This window comes from Corallococcus sp. CA049B (genome assembly GCF_003611685.1).
GTDB lineage: Bacteria > Myxococcota > Myxococcia > Myxococcales > Myxococcaceae > Corallococcus > Corallococcus coralloides.
Genome location: NZ_RAWC01000187.1, coordinates 1 through 18102 on the forward strand (window position 1 = coordinate 1; position 18102 = coordinate 18102).

Sequence of the window (18102 nt, forward strand, 5' to 3'; positions counted from 1 at the left end):
CGCGTCCTCCGTCAGGCGCACGCGGGGCTCCGACACCCGGCCTCCCTCCGGCGCGCCCTGCTCCGGCGCCACCACCGGGCCTGTCTCCGCCGCGGACGCCGTGGGCACCGGCCGGGGGCCCTCCTGCGTCAGCACCCGGGCCATCACCTCCGGCGGCACCACCGACGCGTCCGAACCCCGCCGCTTCGGCACGTCCCGGGGGATGTCGCTTCCGCCCAGCTCGGGGCTGCTCGCCAGCAGCTCGAAGGCGGACCGCCAGCCGCCGCCGTCCTGCGCCCGCGCGGGCCCCGAGGCCAGCCAGAGCCCCAGCACCACCGCGAAGGTGGCTCGCGCACTCCACACCGGGCGCCCATGCCGCATGACCGTCGTCTCGCTTCCCTGGGAGCGGCCTTCCACCCCTCCCACCCCGGTCCGAAGCCCGGAATGGCGCAGGAGATAACCCCGCCCCCGGCATGCGCTGAACGAAGCAGCGTGAAGAAGTGTGAACCGGCGCAACAGTCCGCCTCACGCCCCCACCTGGAACGTCTCCTCCCCCAAGGGTGGTTCCGACCCACCAGGACGTAGCTGACTGGCCAGTCAGCACCCGGAGCGAAATCTTCGCACGCCATGCGAGCGTGGCCGGGACTTTCAACGGAAGGCGAGTATGCTGGGGCTTCCCCAATCCCGGCCCCGCCTCCCCGCCCGTGGCAGAACCCAGTCCCCAGCAATTCGGCAAGTACGTCCTGGTCTCCAAGCTTGCCGCGGGGGGCATGGCGGTCACCTACCGCGCGCGTATGACGGGCGCGATGGGGGTCACCAAGCCCTGCGTCATCAAGCAGATCCTCCCGCACTTCGTGGACGACCACGACTTCGTGGAGATGTTCATCGGCGAGGCGCGCCTGGTGGCGGGCCTGACGCACGGCAACATCGCGCAGGTCTTCGACTTCGGTGAGGTGGACGGGCAGTACTTCATCGCCATGGAGCTGGTGCACGGCCAGCCCCTGTCGAAGGTGCTGCGGCGCGCGGCGCGCGCGGGCATCGGGTTCCTGCCGCAGCCCCTGGCGCTGCACATCGCCGGCAAGCTGTGCGAGGGCCTGGACTACGCGCACCGCCACGTGGGCGAGGACGGCCAGATGCTGGGCCTGGTCCACCGCGACGTGTCCCCGGACAACGTCCTCATCTCCTACGAGGGCGAGGTCAAGGTCATCGACTTCGGCATCGCCAAGGCCACGAGCGTCGTGGAGGCCCGGACGTCGCCGGGCACGCTCAAGGGCAAGTACCCGTACTTCTCCCCGGAGCAGGCCCAGGGGCGGCAGGACCTGGACGCGCGCACGGACGTGTACGCGGCGGGCGTCGTCCTCTACGAGATGCTCTGCGGCCGGCGCCCCTTCGAGGGCGAGTTCGTCACCGTGCTGCCGCGCATCATCACCGGCGACTGCCTGCCCCCGTCCGCCGTCAACCCGGGCGTCGGCGAGGACCTGGAGACCATCGTCGCGCACGCCATGGCGGTGGACCGCGAGGCCCGCTACCAGACGGCGAAGGACCTGAGCGAGTCCGCGGTGGAGCTGCTCTACCGGGACACGCCGCGCTTCACGCCCACGATGCTGAGCCAGCTCATGACGTACCTCTTCGCGGAGGAGCTGGCCGCCGAGGGACGCAAGGTGGAGCTGCCGCCCGGCTTCAAGGAGCAGCTGGCCGCGTGGCAGTCGCCGTCGTCGGAGCCGTCCCAGGGCCGCGCGCGGCTGCCGTCCAGCAACAGCCGGGCTTCGAACCCCGGCAGCCCCGGCGTGCGCGCGTCCAGCCCGGGCGTGGCGCGGCCCTCCAGCCCCGGCGTGCGCGCGTCCGGCAGCGCGCCCGGCCTGCGCCCCTCCACGGATGGCGCCCCGCGCCGCTCGGCCACCCAGGCCACCGCCGTGCGCAGGAGCACCACCGGTGTGCGCCGCGTGACGACGCCGGGGGGCACCCGCGAGAACACCGGCACCGGCCGCCGCCCCCTGCCCCCCGAGCTTCAGCCCGAGCCGGACACCGACGGGGGCACGGAGCCCACGGCGATGCCCCGGGCGCTGCCCACGCTGGCCGCGCCGCATGACACGCCGGTGGAGACGGCCATCTCGACGGAGCCGCGGGAGTCGCCCGAGCCGGAGGAGACGGAGTCCCCCCGCGCCCGCACCACCGCGGACGACGCGCGCGAGGCGCTGGCCGCCGAGGCCTCCGAGCGCGAGCAGAAGCGCGTGAAGCAGGTGCGCCAGCTGAGCATGGCCGTGTTCGGCATCACCGGCGTGCTGCTCGTCATCGGCCTGCTCATCCACTTCCTGTCCCCGGCCGAGGAGGGTGAGCTCTCCAACGAGCCGGTCGTCCTGTGGATCACCTCCAAGCCGGAGGGGGCCGCCGTCGTCGTCAACGGCCGGCCGGTGGGGACCACGCCCAGCCGCATCATCGGCGCGGACCAGCGGACGTCCCACACCATCGTCGTCACCAGGCCGGGCTACCGCGCCTGGACGCGGCGCTTCACGCCCAACCAGGCGGAGGTCCACGTCAAGGCGGAGCTGGAGGTGGCGCCCGGCACCACCCAGATGGCGTCGGAGATTCCCACCGCCACCACGCTCGACGCGGGAGCCACGGGCGCTGTCGCCGCCGCCGTGGACCCTGGCGACGACGCGGGCACCGCCCTGGAGCTGGACGGAGGCCTGGCCTCCACGGACGCGGGGACGGAGCCCGCTGGGGCCACCGGCTCCGACGCCGACCCGCTGGCCAACGACAAGGACCGCGAGATGCGGCGCATGGACTACCCCACGCGCCTGCTGGTGCTGCGGCCCATGTACAACGCGCTGCCGCTGCCGGAGTACCCCACGGCCACCATCGACGTGTCGCCCGGCGCCGCCTACTCCGTGTGGACCGAGGGCAGCGCGGCGTTCGCGGAGGGCGATGGCACCGCGTCCGGCACGCTCGTCTACTACGCGGAGGGCGACCTGCCGGCGGACAACAGCGTGGGCTTCGTCAGCAGCGCGCCGCGCACCATCAAGGGCGCGAAGAAGCTCCACTTCTTCGTCCTGGACGACACCGGCCCCGAGGACAACCGCGGCTCCATCCGCGTGCACCTGCGGCAGTCCGCGTACATCCCGCCCCGCTCCGTGCTGTTCGAGCCGGAGAAGAACGCCCTGAACGTGAAGCCCCAGCACCAGATGCTGCTGCGCGGCCTCAACCCCAGGTCCACCTACGCCTTCACCGTGCGCGACGACTTCGCGGAGGTGCGCTCCGGCTCCAATGGCCGCGTGCACACGGTGCTGTGCGTGGAGAAGGGCCCCAAGGCCGGGTCCGTGCGCAGCTCGCACCGCCTCTTCGAGACGGGCAAGCGCTACCAGGTGTCCGGCGTGCAGGACCTGCGCTGCCTCTTCCCCGACCTGCAGCTGACGGACAACGCGGGCGCGCTCGACTTCGACATCGTCGACGTGACGAACATGTCCCGCAAGGAACGCGCGGAGGCCCTGCGCGGCGCCAAGCGCTCCGAGCGGTAGCGAACAGGCACCCGGGCCTCCGCCCGGGAGCACGTCCAGCAGGCGGGCGGCTGATCCACTCCTGGTGCCGCCCTGACGCGCTGCTCCCGCGCGAGAGGGCAGTGCCTACCCTCACGGACATCCACTTCTTCTCTTCTGGAGTCCGTCCATGATGCCTGTCCTCTCCTCCACCGGCCTGGTGCTGCACAACCTGGGGCTCGCCGTGGGTTTCGGCGGTTCGCTCTTCGGCAAGGTGGCGCTCAACCCCGCCGTGAAGGTGATTGGCTCCCAGGCGGAGCGGGGACAGGTGGTGAACGCCGCGTGGAACGGCTTCAACATCGTCAACGCCGCGTCCGTGGGCCTGGCGGCCATCACCTGGCTGGTGGGCCGCTCGCACCTGACGGGCCGGGAGATCGACCGCACCACGCGCGGGCTGGTCATCGCGAAGGACGTGCTGCTGGGCGCCACCGTGGCGCTGGGCGCAGCCAACATCTTCGGCGGGGCGTACCTGGCGAAGCAGGCGCCGGAAGGCGCCGTCCCCGTGGAGTCGGGCCTCACGCCCACCGTGGGCACGCCGGAGAAGGCCGCGAAGACGATGCGGGCGCTGGACGCGGGCGGCATCGCGAACCTCGCCGCCATGGCGGGCGTCATCGGCATCACCGCCATCCTCAACATGCGCGCGGGGGCGTCCTCGCGCTGGTCACTGGTCGCCAGGTTCCTTCCGTAAGGGCTCACGGGGGCCGCCGTGCGTCACTTCCGCGGCCCGGCTCGAAAAGGATGGGAAGGGCACGTGGGCGCGGAGCCGGAAAACGGCACCGGGCCCACGGGTCTTTCTCCCATGGGCCCGGCGTGGTGATTCAGGCACCGCGGACAGCGAACCTCAGATGTCCAGGTTCTGCACGTCCAGCGCGTTGCGCTCGATGAACTCGCGGCGCGGCTCCACCGCCTCACCCATGAGCAGGGAGAAGATTTCGTCGCTCTCCACCATGTCCTCCACCCGCACCTGGAGCAGCGTGCGGCGGGTGGGGTCCATGGTCGTCTCCCAGAGCTGCTCCGGGTTCATCTCGCCCAGACCCTTGTAGCGCTGCAGGCCCAGGCCCTTCTGCGCGTCCTTGCGGACCGCGGCCAGCACCTCCTGCACGGAGAACGCCGTCACCTCGCCCGCGTCCACCAGGACGCGGTAGGGCGCCTTGCCCAGCGCGTTGAACACCTCGCGCAGGGCGACGAGCTCCAGGTACTCCGGCGAGGACAGGTAGGCCTGGTCGAAGACGGACTCGCGCATGGAGCCGTTCACGTCCGTGGTCACCACCAGCCGCTGGGCCTCCTGGTGCTCCGCGTCCTGCTCCAGCCGCGTGGACAGCCGGCCCACCACCTCCGGCATGCGCCGCTGGCAGTACTCGCGCATGGTGACGAGCTCCGCCTCCACCGCCGCCCCGTCCGCGAGCGTCTCCGAGCGCAGGCGGGTGGCCTGCACCAGCGCGTCCACGATGCGCGCGTCGCGGCGCTTGGCCTGCTTCTCCAGCCGCTCCTCGTAGGTGATGACCTTCTCCAGCAGCGCCTTGAAGTCGCTGCCGCCCAGCTCCCCGGCCGGCGTCTTCACCCGGCAGTGCTCCGCGGCGATGCGCAGCAGGTACTCGTTCAGCGCGCGCTCGTCCTTGACGTAGCTGTCCTTCTTGTTGCGCGTGACTTTGTAGAGCGGCGGCTGCGCGATGTAGACGTAGCCCCGGTCGATGAGTTCGCGCATCTGCCGGTAGAAGAACGTGAGCAGCAGCGTGCGGATGTGGCTGCCGTCCACGTCCGCGTCCGTCATCAGGATGATGCGGTGGTAGCGCGCCTTCTCCGGGTCGTAGTCCTCCGCCCCGATGCCCGTGCCCAGCGCGGTGATGAGCGTGACGATTTCGGCGCTGGTCAGCATCTTCTCGAAGCGCGCCTTCTCCACGTTCAGAATCTTGCCGCGCAAGGGGAGGATGGCCTGGTTGCGCCGGTCCCGGCCCTGCTTCGCGGAGCCACCTGCGGAGTCACCCTCCACGATGTACAGCTCGCTCTCGTGCGGGTCGCGGCTCTGGCAGTCCGCGAGCTTTCCGGGAAGGCCGCCGCCGTCCAGCACGCCCTTGCGGCGCACCGTCTCACGCGCCTTGCGCGCGGCGATGCGGGCGCGGCACGCGTCGCCAATCTTCGCCACGACCTTCTTGGCGAGCGGCGGGTTCTCCTCCAGGAAGGAGGCGAGCTGGTCGTTCACCATCTGCTCGACCAGGCCCTTCACCTCGCTGTTGCCCAGCTTCGTCTTCGTCTGGCCCTCGAACTGGGGGTTGGAGAGCTTCACGGAGATGACCGCGGACAGGCCTTCACGGGCGTCCTCACCTGTGGGCGTCTCCTTCAGGTCCTTCCAGACGCCGCCCTTCTCCGCGTAGCTGTTGAGCGTGCGCGTGAGCGCGGCCTTGAAGCCGGACAGGTGGCTGCCACCCTCGTGGGTGTTGATGTTGTTGGCGAAGGTGAAGATGCGCTCGTCGTAGCCATCGTTCCACTGCATGGCGATTTCCAGCGACACGCCCTCGCGCTCCGACTTGATGTAGACGGGCTTGTCGTGCAGCGCTTCCTTCGCCTTGTTGAGGTACTCCACGAAGGAGGAGATGCCGCCTTCGAACTTGAAGTCGTGCTCCTTCTGGGTGCGCTCGTCGCGGATGGTGATGTGCAGGCCCGCGTTGAGGAACGCGAGCTCGCGCAGGCGCTGGCTGAGCGTCTCGAAGTTGAAGTCCACCGTCTCCATCACCATGGAGTCCGGCTTGAAGTGGATGGTCGTGCCGCGCTTGTCCGTGGTGCCCACTTCCTGGGGCGAACCGTTGGACACGCCGCGCGCGTAGGACTGCTCGTAGATCTTGCCGGCGCGCTGGACGCGGACCTTGAACCACTCCGACAGGAAGTTCACGCAGGTGACGCCCACGCCGTGCAGGCCGCCGGACACCTTGTACGCGCCGTTGCCGAACTTGCTGCCGGCGTGCAGCTCCGTGAGCACCACCTCCAGCGTGTCCTTGCCCTTGAACTTGGGGTCGGGGTGCGGGCCCACGGGGATGCCGCGGCCGTTGTCCTGGACGCTGAGTGAGCCATCCACGTGGATGATCACGTCGATGTCCGTGCAGTGGCCGGCGAGGGCCTCGTCCACGGAGTTGTCGACGACCTCGTACACGAGCTTGTGGAGCCCGTAGGTCATCGTGTCGCCGATGTACATGCCGGGGCGCTTGCGGACGGCCTCCAGCCCTTCGAGCTTGGTGATGGCGTCCGTCCCATACTCGGCGGGCGGCGCGGCCGGCGCGACACCGGTAGCGGGGGTCTTTTCCATGTGAAGCGTGTCCTTGGGAAAGGCTGCCGTTGCGACAGGGCTCAAGCCCGTTGTGCCTACCACCACCGGGCATCCCGGACAAGCTCCGGGAGCCCACGCAAGGCTGCGGAAAGATTCATGAATCAGGCGTCGAAACGCGGGGGCGGGAGGCGGTCCTCCAGCGCCGCGATCAGCTCTTCATAAACAGCCTTGCGGGCGAAAAGATGTCGTGTGACGAGCACCCTTCCCTCTTCCTTGAGGAACAGGCCCAGCACGCTCCCCTTGCGGCCGACCCGGCGCACGGAATCAATCTGTCCCCAGTGCAACTCCAGCGGCTGGCCGCTGAAGGGCCGGGCCACCCGCACGCCCGCGGCGTCCAGGGTGATGCCCCATCCGGCGCGAGGGCGCAGGCGGTGGACGGAGACGAGGAAGGTCAGCATCAGGCCCGCGCTGATGCCGGCCCGCGCCATGGCGACCAGCCCCCCGCCGCCCCGGTAATCCGCCAGGGCCCAGGCGGTGAGGACCGCCAGGAGGCACGCGCCCAGGATGAGGGAGATTCGGGTGGGACGCGGATCGAACGAGAAGAAGCGCGGGGTCATGGTGGCGGGCCCAGAAGGGGTGGAAACCTAACCCCCTGGCGCGCGGTGTGCGCGTCCTTTCCTCCGGGGCTGTTCTTTGGCCGTCGTCCCCGCGCATAGGCTCCCGGCCCGCAATGACGGATGCCGAGCTCACCCTTCGACTGCACACCAACCTCATCGCCTTCAAACGCCTGCAAGCCGAGCGCGGCCCGCTGCGCCACCTGTGCCTCCCTGGCGTGGACGCGTTCGCGCTGCCTGGCTACCAGGACGCGCACTTCCAGCAGGTCCTCTTCACGGACGCGGACGCGCTGGCGGCCGCGCTGCCGGCCGTCGCGGACTTCTACCGGGGGCACGGGCTGTCGCGCTGGCGCGTCACCCTGACGCCGGGGCAGAGGGACGCGGCGCGGGTGCTGGGCGCGGCGGCCTACCGGCCGGACTTCACCGTGGTGGCCATGGGGGCCTGGCTGCACGAGCTGCCGGACGCGGCGCCCGGCGTGCCGGTGGAGACCGTGGAGGACCTGGACGAACTGGTGGAGATCAACGTCCACACCTATGGCGCGGAGTGGCGGGACATCCTCTCCGTGTGGCAGCGACCGCCCCGCCTGCCGGTGCACACCGTGGTGGCGCGCGAGCACGGCCGGGCGCTGTCCTGCGGGCTGGTGGTGGACGTGGCGGACACGGCGGGCGTGTACCTGGTGGCCACCCACCCGGAGGCCCGGGGGCTGGGGCTCGCGTCAGCGGTGATGCGGGGCATCATCCGCGAGGCGCGCAGGCGCGGGTGCACCGCGATGGTGCTCCAGTCCACCCAGGCGGGCATCCGCGTGTACCGGCACCTGGGCTTCCGTGACCTCGGTCCCTGGGAGCACTGGGTGCCCCAGGAGCCCTGAAGGGGCGCTGCTTCAGCGCAGCGCCTCCAGCTCCTCCAGCGTCTCCAGCACCCGCTGGGGCTCCTCCAGGCCGTGGAGCCGATCCGCCAGCCCGCGCCCGGCGAGCCTGGCCACGTGCGCCAGCCGCATCAGCCGCGCGCGGCCCACGTGGCCGTCCACCAGCGCCACCACCAGCCGCAGGGGCTGGTTGTCCGGCGCATCCATCTTCAGGGGCCGGGCCAGCGTCACCAGCGCCGCCACCGGGGCCGCGCCGGCCACGAACGCGTGCGGCACCGCCACGCCGTTGCCCACCTGGGACGGGGCATGGACCTCGCGCCGGCGCAGGCCCTCCGCGAGCGCCGCCCCGTCCACGCCGGGCAGGGCCGCCGCCAGCCGCCCGGCCGCCACGTCGAGCGCGTCCTCGTAGTCCCCGCAGGACAGCTGCACCACCACCCGCTCCGGGGACAAGAGCGGCGCCAGCGGGGGCACGGGTTCGTTGCCGCGCACCTCGCGCAGGGGGAACTCCGCGTCCAGGAAGGCCCGCACGCGCGCCAGCTGCGCGCCCGTGAGCTTGCGGCGCGCGATGTCCAGCATCAGCGTCCCCGCGGCGGGCACGTCCTCCAGGTAGCCCGCCACGTACGGGCTCACCCGGTTGGCCACGTCCATGAGCAGCCCCGGGGGCACGTCCAGCTCCCGGGCAATGGCCGTCAGCCGCTCCTGCGTGGGCGGCGCGTCCACGCCGTTCTCCACGCGGCTCAGGTACGCGCTGGACACGCCGATGCGCCGGGCCAGGTCGCGCAGGGACAATCCGGCATCCACCCGCAACAAGCGCAGGGTCGCTCCCAGGTGCATGGCGCTCAGCTCCGCGCGCCCAGCGGCTGCGCCGTCTCCGGAGGCGTCCCCCGCGGCCGTGACTGCTCCGGGGTCTGGGCCAGCACCGTCGCCCCCTCCGGGTGACGCACGAGCAGCAGCGAGGCGGGCGCGTCGCGCACGATTCGCTCACGCTGCACGCCGAACAACCGGTCTTCCAGGCCCCACTCGGCCCCCAGGCCCACCACCACCAGGTCGTACCCCGCCTTCGCTTCTTCCAGCGCGGCCTCTTCCGGCGACATGTGGCGCACCACCTTCAGCTTCACGCAGGCGCCCTCGTCCGCGGGGAACAGCTCCTCCACCTGCGCGCGGCCCGCGCCCGAGCCCTCCGGCGAGGTCACGTGCAGCACCGTCACCTCCGCGCCGGCCTGCTTCACCAGCCGCCGCGCCAGGCCCAGCGCCGCGCGGTCATGCCGGGTGCCCACGAAGGGCACCAGCACCCGGCGCACCTGCGACAGGCCACGGTCCACCAGCACCGCCACCGTGCCGCCCGCCTCCTGCATGACTTCATGCACCGTGCCGCCCAGCACCGTCTGGCTGAAGAGCGGCTTGTGCCAGCCCAGCAGCACCAGGTCCGCGCGCTTGGCCTGCGCCGTGCGGCAGATGTCCCGCGCGGGCTCCGACGACACGAACGACAGCGTGCGCACGGACAGCCCCAGCTTCTCCGCGCGGCCCACCAGGGGCGCCAGCGCGCCGCTGGACGCGGCGGACGGGTCCAGCGCCTCCTCCCCGCGGGCCTTGAGCGAGCGCTCCGGAGACAAGAGGTGCAGCGCGTAGAGGTTCGCCTCGTTGCGCTCGCCCGACAGCGCGCGAGACAGCACCGCCATGCCCGGACCGGCCTGCCCGTGCGACACGCACAGCAGCACCGTGTACGCGGACGCGGGCAGCGACGGCTCCGGCGCGCCCAGCAGCTGGTCGCGCGCCTGCTCCTCCGCGGAATACAGCAGGCGCAGGAACGGCGTGGTCATGAAGGTCGTGACCAGCGCCATGATGACCATCATCGTGAAGAGCGTGGGCGAGATGACGCCCAGGTCCAGGCCCAGGTTGAGCACGATGAGCTCCATCAGGCCCCGCGTATTCATCAGGATGCCGATGGCGCCCGCCTCCCGCCACCGCAGGCCCGTGAGGCGCGCGGCCACCGCGCTGCCGCCGAACTTGCCCAGGCACGCCAGGACGATGATGGCGCCGCAGGTGAGCCACGCCTCTGGCGAGGACAGCAGGCCCAGCTGCGTGCGCAGGCCGCTGAAGGCGAAGAACACGGGCAAGAGCAGCACCACGGCCACGTCCTCCAGCTTCTCCGCCAGCGCCACCGCCAGCCCGCCCTCCTTGGGAATCACCGCGCCGAACATGAAGGCGCCAAAGAGCGAGTGGATGCCGATGGACTCGGTGGTCCACGCGGAGCCGAGCAGCAGCACCAGGGTGATGGCCACCACGTTCTGGGTGAGCCCCTCGCGGTTGGCCACGCGCGCGCCCAGCCGGGCGAGGAACGGCTTCACCAAGAGCAGCATGAAGGCGATGTAGAGCAGCGCGAACACCGTGGTGAGCCCCGCCTGCGCCAGGTCCGACGCGCGCACCAGCGACACCACGAACGCCAGGATGCACCACGCCGTCACGTCGTCCACCGCCGCGCACGCGATGGCGATGGCGCCCAGCTTCGACTGCATCAGCCCGCGCTCGGTGAGGATGCGCGCCAGCACCGGGAAGGCCGTGATGCTCATGGACACGCCCATGAACAGCACGAACGAGGAGAACGGCACGTCCGGGCTGGACAGCGACTTGTACAGCCACAGCGCGCCCGCCCCCGCGCCCAGGGCGAACGGGACGACGATGCTGGAGTGGCTGATGGCCACCGACGCGTGCCCCCGCCCCTTCAGCAGCTTGGGGTCCAGCTCCAGGCCGATGAGGAACATGAAGAGCACCAGGCCGACCTCGGCCAGCATCTTCAGGAACGGCATGGACTCCGGCGGGAACAGCCAGCGCATGGCTTCCGGCGCCAGCCAGCCCAGGAGCGACGGACCCAACGCGATGCCCGCCACCACCTCCGCGATGACCAGGGGCTGCCCCAGCCAGCGAGCGCCCCGGCCAATGAGCCGGGACACCGCGATGATGACGATGAGCTGGACCAGGAGCTGGGCGAGCATGTGGGGATTCATCGGACAGGCCTCGCCGGGAAAGTGTTAAGGGAGCACTTACCAGTGGCTCGCGCGCAGCGTCAATGCGCGCGGGCAGGGCCGCCCGCGGCAGAAGACACACCCGGAGTCTCAGGCGGCTTCGGGGACCTTGTTGGCCGCCACGGCCTTGAGGAGCGTCTCCACGTCCACCGGCTTGCGCAGGTAGCCGCAGGCGCCCATCTCCTCGGCGACCTGGCGCGCGTTGGCGGAGGCGGAGAAGACGAGCACGGGGATGTCCCGCCACGCCTCCACCTGGCGCATCTGCCGGCCGAAGGTGGCGCCGTCCATCACCGGCATCATCATGTCCAGCAGGACCAGGGACGGCACCACCGGCTCCCGGCGGAGCACCTCCAGCGCCTGGAGGCCGTTGCCCGCACCGAACACGGTGTAGCCCGCGTCGCGCAGGACCTCCTCCAGCGCCTCCCGCAGGTCCGTATCGTCATCCACCACCAACACCGGCCGACTCACTCGCGCGTCTCCTTCTCCAGCGGCAGCTCCAGCGTGAAGCGCGCGCCCTCTCCGGCGTCGGGCTCCGCCCAGGCCCGTCCGCCGTGCGCCTCCGCGGCGCGGCGGGCGAGGTAGAGCCCCAGGCCCAGGCCTCCATACGAATGCGAGCTGACCGCGCGGCCGAAGCGCTCGAAGATGCGCTCCACCTGGTCCACGGGCACGCCGATGCCCCGGTCGCGCACCTGGATGCGCGCGAAGCTCCCTTCCCGCCCCACGTCCACCTCCACCGGCCGTCCCGGACCGAACTTGAGCGCGTTGGATATCAACGCCGCCACGGCCTGGTCCACCCGGAGCCGGTCCCACGTCCCCCAGAGTCCGCGGCGGGGAGACTGGCGCAATTCGCACCCGGCCGCGCGGGCCTCCGCCTGGTAGCGGTCCAGCACCTCGGAGACCAGCTCCTCCAGGTCGAAGCGCTCGGGCATGAGCGACAGCTCGCCGCTGGACAGCTGCGACACGTCCAGGAGCCCCTCCACCAGCGTGCCCAGCCGGCGCACCTGGCGCACGCTGCGCTCCAGGCGCGTCACCACGTCCGGCTCCAGCCGGTGCGCCTCCGAGCGCTGCAGCAGCGTGCCCAGCTGCAGCCGCAGCGTGGTGAGCGGCGTGCGCAGCTCGTGCGCGGCCACGGTGAGGAACTCGTCGCGCAGGCGCACCGCCTCGCGCGCCTCCTGGAAGAGCCTCGCGTTCTCCAGCACCAGCCCCGTCCTGCGCGCCAGCTCCTGCGCCAGCGACAGGTCCACCGGCGCGAGCGTGCGCTCCCCCAGCGTGCCCATGGACAGCACGCCCAGCCGGCCCTCGTTGCCGGGCAGGGCCACGTTCACCACCGAGCGCAGCCCCAGCCCCTCGATGGCGCGCTGGTGCGCCACGTCCCGGGTGATGGGCTCCGGGCGCTGGCGCACGTCCGGCATGAACTCCGGCTGGCCGGTGCGCAGCACGTGCGCGGGGCCCGCGGCGGCCTGGGGGTCCAGCGGGAAGCGCTGGTCCAGCTTCCAGGCATGGGCGCGCCGCTCCGCGTCCGGGTGCGCGAGCGCCACCAGCCGCAGGCCGCCCTGGTCCGGGTCCTGGAGGAAGAAGGCGCACCAGTCCGCCACCCGGGGCACCATCAGCTGCACCAGCTGATCCAACCGCGCCGCCTGCTCCAGGGACGCGGTGAGCAGCTCGCTGGCCTTGGACAGGATGTCCCGGTCCACCTCCGCCCGCGCGCGCTCGCGCCGCACGCGCGTCTCATCCAGTTCGCGCGCCACCGCCGGGCCCAGCCGGGCCAGCCGGTCCTTGGAGAAGCAGTCGCGCGCGCCCGCCTTCATCAGCGTGACGGCCTGGTCCTCGCTCAGCTGGCTGGACAGGACGATGAGGGGCACGTCCCGCCCCTGCGCGTGCAGGAGCGACAGCACGTCCAGCGCGCTGAAGCGCGGCAGCCGGTAGTCGCACAGCACCAGGTCCCAGGGGCCGGTGGCCAGCGCGTCCCGCAGCGCCTCCAGCGTCTCCACGCGCCAGGCCGTGGGCAGGTAGCCCGCCTGCTCCAGCTCCGCCGTCACCAGCGCCGCGTCGTTGGCGCTGTCCTCCACGAGCAACAGCCGGAAGGGCGTCATGCCCGGGCTCCGCCCATCAGCCCCGGGGCCGGACAGCGCCCCTGCGGCCGGGAGCCTCGTGCTGCATCCATTCGCGTTGCTCCTCCCGTGGGGTGTGGGCCGCTTTCACCACATGCTAGTGGCCCTCCCTGTCACGCCAGCGGGAGAAATGGCGGACGTTCAGCACCGAGCGCTGGCTGGTGAACGTCCCCAAGCCAGCGCCCCACCCCACGGAGGGCGACATCCCTGGATTACCAGGAAACGTCGTACTCGGTATCCAGCAGGGACAGCTGCCGCCCGTGCACCTGGACGTCCTGGGCGCCCACGGCCTCCAGGGCGGCCTGGAGCACGCCCTCGTGGTACGGCGCGGGCATGAAGTCCCGGCGCATCACGAAGCGGGCGCTGTGGTCTCCCGTCCAGAGGACGCTGCGCTCGCCATAGGTCACCGCGGCGCGGTAGCCCTCGGCCATGTGCTGGAGCATCCGCCAGGGGTTGCTGGCGGCGGCCTGCATCAGCTCCCGGCCGAACATGGAGGCCAGGAAGTCCACCGTGGCCTGCGTCCCGATGTACCGCAGCGCCTGCTCCCAGTCGCCCAGCTGCGGGCGCAGGACCCGCGTCACCTCCGCGGTCATCTCCAGGAAGCGCGTCACCGGGTACAGCTCCGCGGCGTTGAGCTCCTTCAGCCCGGACGCCGCCAGGCACTTCGCCCCGGCACCCTCGCCCTGGAGGAAGTTCACCACCCCCACCACGCCCTGGAAGAACATCCCGCGCGCCCCGTCTTCCGGGGTCGCGGCCAGGCACCGCTCCGTCAGGTGCCACGCCGCGAACTCCTCCGCCCAGCCCGCCGCCCTCGTCGAACCTTCCACCGGTCCGCGATCCATACCGACCTCACTTCCACCTCAGGCGCTGGAATCGGCCCCCATGTTTCGTGGGTCCATCCGCCAGCGCAGCCCTTCCCCCTCACAGGTGCCGGGGCCCACGCCCCGCTCACACCGTGCAGCCCAATCACACAATTCCGCCAAAACGACAAGAAATCCCCGTAAGCCAGGAAGTACCTGTCATTATCCAGCAGCTTACACAAATCTAATGGGGGCGCGGACGGGCTTTCTCGTTGCCTGAGAAACAAATGGGGGTCAGGCCCCTCACTCCAGGGCCTACCCGGAGAGGGCGGCCTGGGCGGCGGCGACGGCGGTTCCCGAGGCGGCGGCGCGGTGGCCGGCGGCGTGGAGGGCGCGCTCGATGGCGCCCACGGTGACGAGCACGTCCCCGGGGCTGACGCGGTTCATGTGGCCCACGCGGAAGTAGCGCGGCTTGATTTCAGGGTGGAGGCCGCCGGCGATGGCCACCCCCTGCGCCTTCACGCGGCCCACGAGCGACGCGTCCACGCCGTCCGGGTAGTACACGGCGCTCAGGGTGTTGGCGGCCACGGCCTCCGAGCTGGGCACCAGCTTGAGGCCCAGCGCGCTCCAGGCGGCGCGGAAGGCGCGGGCCATGCGGCGGTGGCGCTCGAAGCGGGCCTCCATGCCCTCCGCGAGAATCTGTCCCAGGCTGACGTCCAGCGCGCACACCAGGGACGTGGGTGGGGTGGCGAAGTAGGCGGGCTTGCCGGCTTCGTAGGCCTCCATGATGGGGAGCCACTCCGCCCAGTCCGCGTACACGCTGGCGACGGGCGCCTTGCGCGCCTTCCACGCGGCGATGGCGCGGGGGCTCACCGTGAGGAGCGCCAGGCCTGGGGGCACGCCGACCGCCTTCTGGCTGGCGGTGAGGTAGACGTCCGCGCCCCACGCGTCCTGGTGGAAGGACTCACCGGCGGTGGCGCACACGCCGTCCACCACGGCCAGGACGCCGTGCTGGCGCGCGGCCTTCACCAGCGGCTCCACGGGCGCGAGCACCGCGGTGGAGGTGTCCACGTGGGTGACGGTCATCAGCTTGAAGCCGCCGTTTCGCAGCTCCGCCTCCACCTGGGCCACGTCCGGGGCGCCGCCCACGCTGGCGGCGCGCACGTGCGTCACCTTCGCGCCGTGGCGCTCCAGGATGTGGGCCATGCGGTCGCTGAAGTAGCCGGTGTTCACCACCAGCGCGCGGTCGCCGGGCTCGATGAGGTTGGCCACGGCGAGCTCCATGGCCAGGGTGCCGCTGCCGGAGACGACGAAGGGCTGCGCGCCGGGGGCGAGCGACACCTCACGCAGGCGCTTGAGGGCCCGTCCGAAGGTGGCGATGAAGCCCGCGTCCAGGTGACCGGGCACCGGCCCGGACAGCGCCTGCAACACGTCCGCGTCCACGTCCACCGGCCCGGGAATCATCAACAGGTCTCTCACGGCGCCACTCCTCCTGGAGGCCCCCTCCGGACAGCCGGAGGGCGGTCCCCCACTGTGAGCAGCGCGGGCCCGGCTTGTCCACGCAGGAAAAAGAAGACGCCGGAGCCCCGTACGAAGGGGCCCCGGCGTCTGTGACTTCAGGAAGCGAAGCGGTGGACTAGCGGTACGTCGCGGTCACGCTGTCCGCGCGGGCCACCTGGCCGGCCGAGAACTGGTTCATGCAGTTGTCGTCGGTGTAGTCCATGAAGTTGTAGATGGGGTCCGCGCCGCCGCCCGCGCAGGTGTCGCGGTTGGCGGGGCAGCCGTAGGCGGGCGAGGCCTCCGGGGGCGTGTCGCTGACGGAGTCGCCCGGGTTGTTACAACCGCCCTGGAACGTGTGGTACAGGCCCAGCCAGTGACCCACTTCGTGCGTGCCCGTGTCACCCTCGTTGTAGGGGGCCGCGGTGCCGCCGGGGACGCTGCTGAAGAGGATGACCACGCCGTCCATCTTCGGCTGGCTGGTGTAGCTGGAGGGGAAGGTCGCCCAGCCCAGCAGGCCGCCGCCCAGGTTCGCGGAGTAGATGTTCAGCGACTCCGGGCCACCCTTGCGCAGCGCGGACTTCATCTTCTTCTCCGCAGCGGAGCCGCTGCGCAGGTTGTACCACTGGCTGTTCGTGGTGCGGTCCGTGCCCGCCAGCGTGAACTTGAACGGGGTGTTGGAGTACGCCGCGTTCAGCACGTTCATCTGCGCGGTGATCTGCGAGTCCGGGATGTCGCCGTTGGCGATGCCCGTCCCGGCGCGGATGACGTGGAAGTACACGGGCACGTTCACCGAGCCCACCGCGCGCTTCGCGGACACGCCGCGGGCCGCGATCGCCGCGTCGACCTCGAGCTTCTCATCGGCGGTCAGCTCGACGGTCGCACAGCCACGGTGCGGGACGGCCTGGGCGTTGGTCTCTTCAGTGGGAGCGGGAGTCTGCTCCTCGGTGGTCGGAGCGCTGCTGCTGCAACCGGCCAGGGACATCAGGGTGCCAACGACCACCGCGAATCGACCACTGCGCTGCGCGACGTGACGAAGCATTGTTTCCCAACTCCTCAGGAAAAGGGTGAAACAGTGATACGCGGATGAAACAGTGCAAGTCAAATCACGCGATAAAATTGTACTCGCGGTAAAACGCTCAAGGCAGACCAAGCGTCACAGGGCCGGGAGACGGCCTGTCCGTGAATCACCCTGGAAATGGAAAATGCCGGAGCCCCCTTGAACGGGGACCCCGGCATCCGAAAAACGGCCACAGCCCTGCGTGATTTTTCTAGCGGTACGTGGCGGTGAGGCTGTCCGCGCGGGCCACCTGGCCCGCGGTGAACGAGTTCATGCAGCTGTCGTCCGTGTAGTCCATGAAGTTGTAGATGGGGTCCGCGCCACCCCCGGAGCAGGTGTCACGGCCGGCGGGGCAGCCGTACGCGGGCGAGGCCTCCGGGGGCGTGTCGCTGACGGAGTCACCCGGGCTGGCGCAGCCGCCCTGGAACGTGTGGTACAGGCCCAGCCAGTGACCCACTTCGTGCGTGCCCGTGTCGCCCAGGTTGTAGGGGGACGCCGTGCCGCCGGGGACGCTGGTGTAGAGGATGACCACGCCGTCCTTCTTCGGCTGGCTGGTGTAGCTGGAGGGGAAGGTCGCCCAGCCCAGCAGGCCACCGCCGATGTTCGCGGTGTAGAGGTTCAGCGACTCCTTGCCACCCTTGCGCAGGGTGTTCTTCATGTTCGTCTCGGCGGAGCTGCCCGGCGTCACGGTGTACCAGGTGCTGTTGGTCGTGCGGTCCGTGCCGGCCAGCGTGAACTTGAACGGCGTGTTCGCGTACGCCGCGTTCAGCACGTTCATCTGCGCGGTGATCTGCGAGTCCGGGATGTCTCCGTTGGAGAGGCCCGTGCCCTTGCGGATGACGTGGAAGTACACGGGCACGTTCACCGAGCCCACCGCGCGCTTCGCGGACACGCGGCCCGCGATCGCCGCTTCGATCTCCAGCTTCTCGTCGGCGGACGGCTCCACGGTCGCGCAGCCACGGTGCGGAATGGCCTGGGCGTTGGTGGTCTCCTCCGCGGGAGCGGGGGTCTGCTCCTCGGTGGTGGGGGCGTTGCTGTTACAGCCCGCCAGGGACATCAGGGTGCCAACGACCACCGCGAATCGACCGCTGCGCTGCGCGACGTGACGAAGCATGGGTTCCCAACTCCTCGAAAAGTAGGGGGGAGCGGGAATACGGTTTTTGTGACTTCCGAGTCAATACGCGGACAGTCACGGAAACAAAGCAAAACGTTACGAACCCGTACGATGTCTCGCCGGGTGAAGCCTCCAGGTGTCTTCTTCACCCGGAAGCCGTTTCGCGCCCCGGCAATCCCTGACGCGGCGGGCTGGCTCAGGGCGTTGAAGCGGGGGCCGGGGCCGCGGTGCCGCCCGGGTCCGGGG

Annotated in this window: 13 protein-coding genes and 1 pseudogene; 3 read left to right on the plus strand and 11 right to left on the minus strand. The window is 71.0% G+C overall.

All coding sequences use genetic code 11. The features are described from left to right. Positions 1-360 (minus strand): annotated as a pseudogene (locus tag D7W82_RS30005) (hypothetical protein); the annotation flags it as partial. A gap of 323 nt (positions 361-683) precedes the next feature. Here D7W82_RS30005 and D7W82_RS30010 point away from each other — a divergent pair. Beyond that, positions 684-3494 (plus strand): serine/threonine-protein kinase, encoded by a 2811-nt coding sequence (locus D7W82_RS30010; protein WP_120621617.1) that lies wholly within the window; start codon positions 684-686, stop codon positions 3492-3494. A 148-nt stretch (positions 3495-3642) separates the two neighbouring features. Then, on the plus strand, positions 3643-4200 hold the full coding sequence (locus D7W82_RS30015; RefSeq protein WP_120565367.1) for a hypothetical protein: 558 nt from the start codon (positions 3643-3645) through the stop codon (positions 4198-4200). 153 nt (positions 4201-4353) lie between these two features. Here the strand turns inward: D7W82_RS30015 and gyrB are convergent, their stop codons facing one another. Together gyrB and D7W82_RS30025 are read right to left on the minus strand one after the other, a co-directional pair. After that, the gene (gyrB, locus tag D7W82_RS30020; protein WP_120621618.1) at positions 4354-6810 is read right to left on the minus strand and encodes a DNA topoisomerase (ATP-hydrolyzing) subunit B; all 2457 of its coding nucleotides are present in this window, start codon (positions 6808-6810) and stop codon (positions 4354-4356) included. Positions 6811-6932: 122 nt separating this feature from the next. Then, positions 6933-7388 carry a hypothetical protein gene (locus tag D7W82_RS30025; protein ID WP_120621619.1) on the minus strand — a complete coding sequence of 152 codons (456 nt, stop codon included), beginning with the start codon at positions 7386-7388 and terminating at the stop codon, positions 6933-6935. Between the two features lie 113 nt (positions 7389-7501). Between D7W82_RS30025 and D7W82_RS30030 the strand changes: the two genes are divergently transcribed. Next, complete coding sequence (locus D7W82_RS30030) at positions 7502-8254, plus strand: GNAT family N-acetyltransferase (protein WP_120621620.1); 753 nt, start codon at positions 7502-7504, stop codon at positions 8252-8254. Between the two features lie 12 nt (positions 8255-8266). On the opposite strand, the gene D7W82_RS30035 is transcribed toward D7W82_RS30030, so the two are convergent. The 8 genes from D7W82_RS30035 to D7W82_RS30070 all read right to left on the minus strand — a co-directional run bounded on the left by D7W82_RS30035 (position 8267) and on the right by D7W82_RS30070 (position 17856). Next, positions 8267-9085 carry a helix-turn-helix domain-containing protein gene (locus D7W82_RS30035; protein WP_120621621.1) on the minus strand — a complete coding sequence of 273 codons (819 nt, stop codon included), beginning with the start codon at positions 9083-9085 and terminating at the stop codon, positions 8267-8269. Between the two features lie 5 nt (positions 9086-9090). Further along, a complete protein-coding gene (locus tag D7W82_RS30040; RefSeq protein ID WP_120621622.1) occupies positions 9091-11256 on the minus strand; it encodes a cation:proton antiporter in 2166 nt (721 codons plus the stop codon). Positions 11257-11364: 108 nt separating this feature from the next. After that, entirely contained in the window at positions 11365-11742 is a 378-nt protein-coding gene (locus D7W82_RS30045; RefSeq protein WP_120621623.1) for a response regulator, read from the minus strand. Next, a complete protein-coding gene (locus tag D7W82_RS42420) occupies positions 11739-13367 on the minus strand; it encodes an ATP-binding protein (protein WP_304988751.1) in 1629 nt (542 codons plus the stop codon). The genes D7W82_RS30045 and D7W82_RS42420 overlap by 4 nt, the downstream gene beginning before the upstream one ends. A 230-nt stretch (positions 13368-13597) precedes the next feature. Beyond that, a complete protein-coding gene (locus D7W82_RS30055) occupies positions 13598-14227 on the minus strand; it encodes a DUF2378 family protein (protein WP_120621625.1) in 630 nt (209 codons plus the stop codon). 273 nt (positions 14228-14500) lie between these two features. Next, entirely contained in the window at positions 14501-15664 is a 1164-nt protein-coding gene (locus tag D7W82_RS30060; RefSeq protein WP_120621626.1) for an alanine--glyoxylate aminotransferase family protein, read from the minus strand. A gap of 157 nt (positions 15665-15821) precedes the next feature. Beyond that, positions 15822-16724 (minus strand): zinc metalloprotease, encoded by a 903-nt coding sequence (locus D7W82_RS30065; RefSeq protein WP_120621627.1) that lies wholly within the window; start codon positions 16722-16724, stop codon positions 15822-15824. Between the two features lie 229 nt (positions 16725-16953). After that, positions 16954-17856: a zinc metalloprotease gene (locus D7W82_RS30070; protein WP_120621628.1), complete on the minus strand. Its 903-nt coding sequence runs from the start codon at positions 17854-17856 to the stop codon at positions 16954-16956. Positions 17857-18102: the final 246 nt, after the last annotated feature.

Excerpts from the sequence above, each read along its gene's own strand:
- D7W82_RS30055 (WP_120621625.1), bottom strand. The coding sequence starts at position 14,227 with ATGGATCGCGGACCGGTGGAAGGTTCGACGAGGGCGGCGGGCTGGGCG.
- D7W82_RS42420 (WP_304988751.1), bottom strand. The coding sequence starts at position 13,367 with ATGACGCCCTTCCGGCTGTTGCTCGTGGAGGACAGCGCCAACGACGCG.
- D7W82_RS30025 (WP_120621619.1), bottom strand. The coding sequence starts at position 7,388 with ATGACCCCGCGCTTCTTCTCGTTCGATCCGCGTCCCACCCGAATCTCC.
- D7W82_RS30035 (WP_120621621.1), bottom strand. The coding sequence starts at position 9,085 with ATGCACCTGGGAGCGACCCTGCGCTTGTTGCGGGTGGATGCCGGATTG.
- D7W82_RS30030 (WP_120621620.1), top strand. The coding sequence starts at position 7,502 with ATGACGGATGCCGAGCTCACCCTTCGACTGCACACCAACCTCATCGCC.
- D7W82_RS30040 (WP_120621622.1), bottom strand. The coding sequence starts at position 11,256 with ATGAATCCCCACATGCTCGCCCAGCTCCTGGTCCAGCTCATCGTCATC.
- gyrB (WP_120621618.1), bottom strand. The coding sequence starts at position 6,810 with ATGGAAAAGACCCCCGCTACCGGTGTCGCGCCGGCCGCGCCGCCCGCC.
- D7W82_RS30065 (WP_120621627.1), bottom strand. The coding sequence starts at position 16,724 with ATGCTTCGTCACGTCGCGCAGCGCAGTGGTCGATTCGCGGTGGTCGTT.
- D7W82_RS30015 (WP_120565367.1), top strand. The coding sequence starts at position 3,643 with ATGATGCCTGTCCTCTCCTCCACCGGCCTGGTGCTGCACAACCTGGGG.
- D7W82_RS30070 (WP_120621628.1), bottom strand. The coding sequence starts at position 17,856 with ATGCTTCGTCACGTCGCGCAGCGCAGCGGTCGATTCGCGGTGGTCGTT.